At 56.6% G+C, this 8118-nt stretch carries 10 protein-coding genes; 3 read left to right on the top strand and 7 right to left on the bottom strand.

Annotation, left to right across the window (positions count from 1 at the left end; genetic code table 11):
* Window positions 1-968: hypothetical protein (locus tag B3M32_RS00820; RefSeq protein ID WP_290742450.1), on the top strand; the 968-nt coding region annotated here is incomplete at its 5' end.
* Window positions 969-1049: 81 nt separating this feature from the next.
* Here the strand turns inward: B3M32_RS00820 and lexA are convergent.
* From lexA to B3M32_RS00795, 5 genes are all read right to left on the bottom strand, one after another.
* Complete coding sequence (gene lexA / locus B3M32_RS00815) at window positions 1050-1700, bottom strand: transcriptional repressor LexA (RefSeq protein ID WP_290742447.1); 651 nt, start codon at window positions 1698-1700, stop codon at window positions 1050-1052.
* A 124-nt stretch (window positions 1701-1824) separates the two neighbouring features.
* The gene (locus B3M32_RS00810; RefSeq protein ID WP_290742444.1) at window positions 1825-2421 is read right to left on the bottom strand and encodes a phosphatidylglycerophosphatase A family protein; all 597 of its coding nucleotides are present in this window, start codon (window positions 2419-2421) and stop codon (window positions 1825-1827) included.
* 104 nt (window positions 2422-2525) lie between these two features.
* Complete coding sequence (gene hflX, locus B3M32_RS00805) at window positions 2526-3692, bottom strand: GTPase HflX (protein WP_290742441.1); 1167 nt, start codon at window positions 3690-3692, stop codon at window positions 2526-2528.
* Window positions 3689-3835, bottom strand: a complete 147-nt coding sequence (locus B3M32_RS00800) for a hypothetical protein (RefSeq protein WP_290742438.1) — start codon at window positions 3833-3835, stop codon at window positions 3689-3691. The genes hflX and B3M32_RS00800 overlap by 4 nt, the downstream gene beginning before the upstream one ends.
* Window positions 3836-3857: 22 nt before the next feature.
* Window positions 3858-4253, bottom strand: coding sequence for a GIY-YIG nuclease family protein (locus tag B3M32_RS00795; RefSeq protein WP_290742435.1), 396 nt, complete (start codon window positions 4251-4253; stop codon window positions 3858-3860).
* 158 nt (window positions 4254-4411) lie between these two features.
* Here B3M32_RS00795 and B3M32_RS00790 point away from each other — a divergent pair, with 158 nt between their 5' ends.
* Window positions 4412-5491, top strand: coding sequence for an ABC transporter permease subunit (locus tag B3M32_RS00790; protein WP_290742432.1), 1080 nt, complete (start codon window positions 4412-4414; stop codon window positions 5489-5491).
* Complete coding sequence (locus B3M32_RS00785; protein WP_290742429.1) at window positions 5484-6581, top strand: ABC transporter ATP-binding protein; 1098 nt, start codon at window positions 5484-5486, stop codon at window positions 6579-6581. The genes B3M32_RS00790 and B3M32_RS00785 overlap by 8 nt, the downstream gene beginning before the upstream one ends.
* 13 nt (window positions 6582-6594) lie before the next feature.
* Here the strand turns inward: B3M32_RS00785 and B3M32_RS00780 are convergent, their stop codons facing one another.
* Together B3M32_RS00780 and B3M32_RS00775 are read right to left on the bottom strand one after the other, a co-directional pair.
* A complete protein-coding gene (locus B3M32_RS00780; RefSeq protein WP_290742426.1) occupies window positions 6595-7656 on the bottom strand; it encodes an acyltransferase in 1062 nt (353 codons plus the stop codon).
* A complete protein-coding gene (locus B3M32_RS00775) occupies window positions 7656-7826 on the bottom strand; it encodes a hypothetical protein (protein WP_290742423.1) in 171 nt (56 codons plus the stop codon). Before B3M32_RS00775 ends, B3M32_RS00780 begins: the two co-directional genes overlap by 1 nt.
* Between the last annotated feature and the right edge of the window lie 292 nt (window positions 7827-8118).

Raw genomic sequence — 8118 nt, 5'->3', positions numbered from 1 at the left:
CCGCACCCGCGAAGAAGGCTGCTCCGGCCAAGAAGGCTGCCCCCGCGAAGAAGCCCGCCGCCCCGGCCAAGAAGGCTGCTCCGGCGAAGAAGGCCGCCCCGGTCAAGAAGGCTCCTGCGAAGAAGCCCGCCGCTCCGGCTAAGAAGGCTCCCGCGAAGAAGCCTGCCGCCCCGGCGAAGAAGGCCGTTCCGGCTAAGAAGGTCGAACCTGCCAAGAAGGCCGTCCAGGCAAAGAAGGATGCCCAGGCCAAGAAGGCCGAGGCCGCCAAGAAATCCACGGCGGCTATCGACAAGAAGCGTCTCGCCGAACAGAAGGCCGCCGAGAAGGCTGCCGAGAAGAAGCGCATTGCCGAAGAAAAGGCTGCCGAAAAGAAGAGAATAGCCGAGGAAAAGGCTGCCGAGAAGAAGCGCATCGCCGAGGAAAAGAAGGCCGCCGAAGAGGCCGCCAAGAAGAAGGCCGCCTATATCTTCTCGTTCCTGCTCCCCGAAGGCAAGAAGCCTATCAAGACGACGATGTTCATCGAAGTCAAGGAAGACGAAGAAAAGTCCAACCAGAAGAAGGTCTCTTCCGAACTCAAGCAGCTCGAAAGGAAACCGACGTCTGCCATCCGCCACAAGATTTCCCTCGCCGAAGAAACGCAGGAAGAACTGACGGAACGCATCCTCAAGGAACTCGAGGAACAGAACGCCGCCTTCACGCGCGAAGCCGCGAACCAGATGTGCACCCGCTGCAACCGCAATCTTGTCTCGCCGGAATTCTGGGTCGACAAGCATCTGGGTTACTGCGAAGAATGCGCGATGATCCTGAAGCTTGGCCAGTCCAAGGAAGCCCGCAAGGTGGAATACCAGATGGGCGTCATGGGCGGGGATTCCCTGGACGAAGTCGATGACGATGGCGAATTTATGGACGGACCGGACGCTGCCGACCTGAAGGAAGCGGAAGAAGAGCTCGCGAGCCTCGACGAGTAGTCTGTCTCGACAAGTGAATAGAAAAACGGTCCACTCGCATGAGTGAACCTTTTTTTTTGCGAAATATTTTTGCTCGGAGCCTTAGCTGACGCGACGCATGACGCCGATGACGCGCCCGGCAATCGAGAAGTCCTTGTTGTTCTTCACGATGATGGGGCGGTACTTGGGGTTCGCCGGCCTGAGCTCGATATGGTCGGACTGGGGCTGGTAATACTTGACCGTGGCCTCGTTGTCCACCTGGGCGACAATGATTTCGCCGCGGTCGGCAGTCTTCTGCTGGCGGGCGAAGATGAGGTCGCCGTCGAGGATGCCGGCGTTGATCATGGAATCGCCCTTGACGCGGAGTGCGAAAACGTCGGTGCGGCAGGCGAGGAAGTCGCGGTCGATGGTGACGGTGCCCTCGAGGTTCTGCACGGCGAGAATCGGCGTACCGGCTGCGACGCGGCCTATGATGGGAATTTCGATGGTGTTGCTCGGGGAGATGTCGTCTGTGCGGTCTTTGCCGGAGCTCACGATTTCGATGCCGCGGCTAAGGCGCGGGGAACGGTTGATGTAGCCCTTCTTGATGAGGGCGGCGAGTATGGAGCGTACGCCGTTCGTGGACGAAATTTCGAAGTGGTTGCCGATCTCGCGGACGGTGGGCGGCATGCGGTTTTCCTTGGAATACTTCTTGATGTATTCGTAGATTTCGGCCTGGCGGCTTGTCAGTTCCTTGCGTTTGACGTCTTCCATTCTATACCTCGCAAAAGAGTCCTATGTTGTTGACTCTTACAAATATAATGCACAATTGGGCAAATGTCAATAGTTTCACTGCACATTTTTTCACTTTTTTTTATGGAAAGGCCAAAATTTAAAGCTATGGCAGGATGCCAGACGCTACGAGGCCAATCAGGAGCAGAATTCCCGCGTAAATGCCTCCAAGGAGGTCGTCGGCCATCACGCCCCAGGCTCCGGGGAACTTTTCGAAGCGGTGGATGCCGAGGGGCTTTAGAATGTCGAAAAAGCGGAACAGCCCGAATGCAATGGCGAGAATCCAGGGGTGGGCGAGGATGATTTCGGCCGGGATGAACGCGAGGCTCATGAATATGCCGCAGACTTCGTCGATGACGATCCAGCCCGGGTCCTCGGTGCCGGTGTCCTTCATGGCTTTCTTGACCGAGGGGATGGCGGCGAAAAAGACGATGAGCGCGGCGACAAGGAATAGCCCGTACGTGCGGGTGCCGGTGGCCTGCTCGTTGATGACGTGGGTGTACTGGAACCAGAATCGGCTGCTGAATACGGCCATGGGGTAGGCGACAATCGTGGCGGCGAGGCTTCCCATGGTGCCGGGTGCCTTCGGGCTCATTCCCGAGCCGAAGAATGTCGTGACGAGCGCGGTGAACTTGTCTGTACCGCGCCACTCGTGCGGCACGCGCTTTTTGCCGTATTTTTCTTTAAGTTCTTGTTTATTCATAGGGTTGTTGGATGTTGTTTGGATGTCATGCCCGCTTTAGGCGGGCATCTCCTTTTCTTGCAGTGAAGAAGGAGATCCCCGACCAGGTCGGGGATGACATTTGGTTACTCCGGCCAAGGCGCTTCGCTGCGTTCCTTCTGCTTCTGTTCGTGGGCTTCCCGCTTTTCGTGCCAGCGTTCCAGCTGTTCCTTGAAGGCGGCGCGGAGCCTTTCCATGCCGATGTTTTCCTTCGCGCTCACCTGGATGGCTTCGGGGTAGTTCTGCAGCAGCTCCGTGCGGCGTGCCTCGTCACAGATTTCGGCTTTGTTGAACACGCGGATGCGGGGCGTCTCCTTGCTCACGATGTTCTCGAGCGTCTTGTGCGTGACTTCCAGGTGCTCGCGGTAGTCGGGGGCGCTCCCGTCCACGACTTCCAGGATGCAGTCGGCATGCGCCGCCACGCCGAGCGTGCTCTTGAATGTCTCGATGAGGTTGTGGGGGAGCTTGCGGATGAACCCGACGGTATCGGAGAGGATGATGTCTTCGCCGTCCAGATAGAGCTTGCGCGTGGTGCTGTCGAGCGTGGCGAACAGCTTGTCTTCTACGTACACGTCGGCGCCGGTGAGGCGGTTCGTGAGCGTGGACTTGCCCGCGTTCGTGTAGCCGACGATTCCCACCTGGAAGATGTTGTTGCGCTTGTTTGCCTGGCTTTCGCGGGCGTCCTCGATTTTCTCGAGCTTTTTCTTGAGCTCCTGGATTCTCTTGCGGATCATGCGGCGGTCCGTCTCGAGCTGCGTCTCGCCCGGCCCCTTGGTGCCGATGCCGCCGTTGTGCTGGCGGCATAGGTGCGTCCACGCACCGGTGAGACGCGGCATCATGTACTGCAGTTGCGCGATTTCCACCATCAGGCGGCTTTCCGCCGTAACGGCGTGCTTCGCGAAGATGTCGAGGATAAGCCCCGTGCGGTCCAGGACCTTGATGCCCGGGAGGCGTTCTTCGAGGTTCCTTACCTGCGAACCCGAGAGGTCGTCGTCGAACACGACCATCTTGGCGTTCTCTTCTTCGAGGGCGCGCCTGACTTCGTTCACCTTGCCTTCGCCTATGAGCGTGGCCGGGCTAAAATTCTGTACTCGCTGCAAAAAACTCTTCGCGACTTCGGCACCGGCGGTTTCGGCGAGGCGGCCAAGCTCCGCGAGCTGTTCGCCGGCGAGCCACGGGCGCACTTTGGGCGTCGTGATTCCTACCAAGACGCAGCGTTCTTTTTGAGGCTTGTGCTCGACGGTCGCTTTCATTCCTTCGCGCCGTTCCCTTCCGTCTTTTCGGCGGATTCAGCTTCGGGTTCCTGCTGTTCCATGTTGTTCAGCTTCAGGAACCAGTAATCCTCGCTGTTGATGGAACTTGCGTTCAGTATCGGGTCGTTTTCGGGATCGATCATGTGTGGGAATATAGAAAAGTTTTTATTTGGGGACCTCGCGATTGCAGTCCGTTTGTCTTCCCCGACTTGGTCGGGGACCTCCTTCTCGAGTCAAAGAGAAACGTGCTGATTTAACGATTTCTGGGGTAACGCCAATAGATTCTGCCAAATCTTTCCAGTCTGGATTTGTCTTTTCTATCAGATTGATTTTCCATTGGCGATTCCATCTTTTAAGTCGTTTTTCTCTTGCAATGGCGTCATTGATATTGAAGAACAGTTCGTAATGAACAAGTCGGTTTATATTGTAATCGTTTGTAAAACCTTCGTTAATCTTGATCTTATGTTCTATAATGCGACGGAAAAGATCGTTCGTTATGCCTGTATAGAATACAGTTCGATAGATGTTTGTGAGAATGTAGATGTAGTAGTTGTGTTTCATATTTTCCTTTTTTTTGTGGCTCAAGAGGGAGGTGCCCGCCCGGAGGCGGGCATGACATCCTCTACCTATAAAACGGATTTTTTGGAGGAAATGTTCCTTTTTTTGTCAAAAAAAATCATGGGCGCTTGCGTGGGCTCTGTTTTTTATAAATTTGCAACATGAAATTCCGCCTGACGCAAGAGACCCTGAACCGCCTGAAGCGCTTCCGCAAGAACAGGCGTGCGTTCTGGTCGCTTTTGGTGCTTGTGGTGGCGTACCTGCTTTCGCTTACCAGCCCTTGGACGGTGAACGACGAGCCGCTCTTTTTGCGTTACGAGGGCAAGTCGTATTTCCCGGCGTTTGCGCGGTACAGCGATGCCGATTTTGGCGGTGAATACCAGACGGAAGCCGATTACTCGAAAATTTTTGCCGATGTGCGCGAATGCGAAGAAGATGCCGCCGAGGGATTTACCCGTGCGGGCGGATGCCCCGAAGTGTGGGCGATTATGCCGCCGATTGCGCATGACCCGCTGAAGGCCGACCTGAGCGAAGACGGGACGCCCCCGTTTGCCCCGAGCGCACGCCACTGGCTCGGAACTGACAGCAACGGCCGCGACGTACTTGCCCGCCTGATTCACGGGTTTCGCATCTGCATCAGCTTCAGCCTGCTTCTGACACTTCTCGGGACGTTCCTCGGCATCGTCATCGGCGGTATCCAGGGCTACCTTGGCAAGTTCTACGACATCGGCATGCAGCGTATGATAGAAATCTGGTCGAGCCTCCCGATGCTCTACGTGGTGATTCTCATCGGCAGTATTTATGGCCGCAGTTTCTGGCTCTTGATTCTCATCATGGCGGCGTTCAACTGGATTTCGCTCAGCTACTACATGCGTGCGGAATTCCTCAAGCTTCGCAACATGACGTACGTGCAGTCGGCGAAAGTCCTGGGGCTTGGGCATCGTCACCTGTTTTTCAAGGAAATCCTCCCGAACGCGATGACTCCCGTGGTGACGCTGTTCCCGTTCACGCTCATCGGCGGAATCGGCAGCCTCACTTCGCTTGACTTTTTGGGATTCGGCCTGCAGCCGCCTACGCCGAGCTGGGGCGAGCTCATGAGCCAGGGGCTCAACAACCTTTACGCACCGTGGATTTCGGTAAGCACGGTCGCCGCGCTTTTTATCACGCTGCTTTTGACCACCTTCGTTGGAGAAGGTGTTAGAGATGCAATGGATCCCAAATCGGGGGACAGGTATGTGTAGTTCTTCGCCGGTTCTGCAGGTGCGCAATCTCTCGGTGGCGTTCGGATTCGACAAGAAGGGCCAACCGCGTGACGGCATCAAGCCGCTGCAGGTGACGGACCGCGTCTCGTTCGAAATCAACGAGGGCGAATTCTTTGCGCTCGTGGGCGAGTCGGGTTGCGGCAAGAGCGTGACTGCGATGGGAATCCTGCGGCTACTCCCGTGGCCGGGCGCGCAGATTGTCGAGGGCACGGTGCTGTACTATGCTGGCAAAAAGCCGGACGATGCTCCCGTGGACCTCGCGAAGATTCCGCTTGCCGAATTGCAGAAGGTACGCGGTTCCGAAATCGCGTGCATATTCCAGGAACCGATGCAGGCGTTGAACCCGGTCGTGACCATCAAGAAGCAATTGCTGGAAGTGTTCAAGTTCTCTGGGCGCAATGAACGGGAAGTCCAGATTCCGGGTCAAGCCCGGAATGACGAAAATCATATAACCGCAATCCGCGAGATGCTTTTGCAGGCGGGTTTCAAGGACCCCGACCGCGTTCTGGATTCCTACCCGCACGAACTTTCGGGCGGCATGCTGCAGCGCGTGTGCATCGTGATGGCGCTGCTCCCTAAACCCAAGCTGATTATTGCCGACGAACCGACGACCGCCTTGGACGTGACAGTGCAGGCGCAGGTGTTGGCAGTGCTCAAGGACATGGCCGAAAAGACCGGCACCGCGGTGCTCCTGATTACGCACAACATGGGAATCGTCTCGCAGTACGCCGACCGCGTGGCGGTGATGTACGCCGGACGCATCGTGGAATGCGGAGCCGTGCGCGATGTGATTGACAATCCGATGCACCCGTATACGCAGGGGCTTCTGGCCGCCATTCCCGAGAACCACAGCGACATGCGCAACTTGCGCTCCATCCCGGGCTCCGTGCCGCACCCGAAGGACTTTGTGAAGGGTTGCCGCTTTGCCGACCGCTGCGAAAAATGCATGCAGGCCTCCGCCGAAATCCAGGCAAAGTGCCGCTCGGAAGAATTGCCGCCGCAACGTCTTGCAGGCACTGCCAACGCGGGCGAAGAGCATTTTGCCTGCTGCTTTGCTATAAAAGAATAGCTTTATTCGCTTATCACAGGATTTTCTTGAGTCCCGGAATCTGGCGCGCTACAAAGACGACGCCCAGCGAAAGCGTAAAGAAGATTACCGCCATGATGGGCGAGGTGATGAGCGGGCTCGGGTCTACCGGCGTGAATCCGAGGCCGTAAGAGGCCTTGATGAACAGCGGATGGACTACGTACACGCCGAGCATGCATCCCGAAATAGCGACGAGCGCCTTGCTGTTGCTGGTGCGGTTGCGGAACTTTTCGCGGAAAAAGCAGAAGATGCCCGCCGCGACAAGGAACGTGGTAGGCCTGAAGTTCCCGAAGAAGAACTCGTTGGGCGCGGCGCGGACAAGACTGAAGTATGTCGAATAAAAGAACGCGAGGAACCACGAGAGCAGTGCCGCGCCGTAAAGCACGCGGCGGGCGATGCGCGGGACCCCGTATTGCGCGATGTAGAATCCGGTGAGGTAGAACCCTGCAAAGCTCGTGGTACCGCGGATGCGGATGTTCCTGTACAGCGTGAAATCGAATACCTTGTCGAGAATATGGCTCGTGGTGGGCAGCACGAGCCCGAAAAAGAAGAACAGCGCAATGACGTACAGCACCATGCGCTTGCTCGCATGCTCGGTAAACACGCGCAAAGCGGGCGTGATGATGTACAGCCCCGCGATGGTGTAGAGGAACCACAGGTGCGTCGCGGGTTCGGTGAATAAATCGAGCGGTGCCGTCAGCAGCGCCGCGATGTTCTCGCCGATGGGCGTGCCCGCCTTCACGGCCCCGGAAACAGCGTCCACGACGCCGTATACGGTAACCCAGAAAACAAGCGGGATAAGGACGCGCGGCAAGTTGTGCTTCAGGATTTTTTCGGGAGTGTGCGGGTACTTGGGCGATAGCATGAACGCCCCGCTTATCATGATGAACACGCCCACGCCGAATCGCGAGAGGCTGTTCATAAAATTGAGCGCGATGAAGTCTTCGGAGCTGACTGGCGTATCGTACCAGATGGAGGTGACCGTATGCTGGAACACCACCACGAACGCAGCGACGATGCGCAGCCATTCGGCATATATCTCCCGCTGCTTTTCCATTACTTGATTCCGTATTTCTCGGCGATTTTTGCGCGTTCCTCGTCAGAGAGGCTCTTCAAGTAAGACTTCCAACCAGGGCAGAAGTTGATGTGGAACCGCCAGAAACGCCCGAGCAACGATTTGGGATTCTCGTCGTACCTGGCCCGAAATTTGCAATCAGCACACGCCATAATGTAGCTCCTTGTTTATAAACATAAAAAAATCCCTCGCGAAAATGCGAGGGACTTTTCAATGCTTGGAGATCCCCGACCAAGTCGGGGATGACAACCCACTGCGGGGAAGCCTTCAAGTCAATTACTTGACCTTCAAAGCACCACGTTCCAGCTTGATCGTGAAGTTCGTGATGTCGCAAACTTCGCTCGGACCCCAGTACTGGATCGGACCCGGGTAGGTGTAGGATTCAGTCTTGGCCCAGACTTCGCGGTTCTTGGCGAAGAACTTGAACGGAGCACCGTCGAGTTC

Source organism: Fibrobacter sp. UBA4309 (assembly GCF_002395745.1).
In the GTDB taxonomy this organism is placed as follows: Bacteria; Fibrobacterota; Fibrobacteria; order Fibrobacterales; family Fibrobacteraceae; genus Fibrobacter.
The sequence above is the reverse complement of the archived record's forward strand: the minus strand, read 5'-3'. Positions and strand labels throughout refer to the sequence as shown.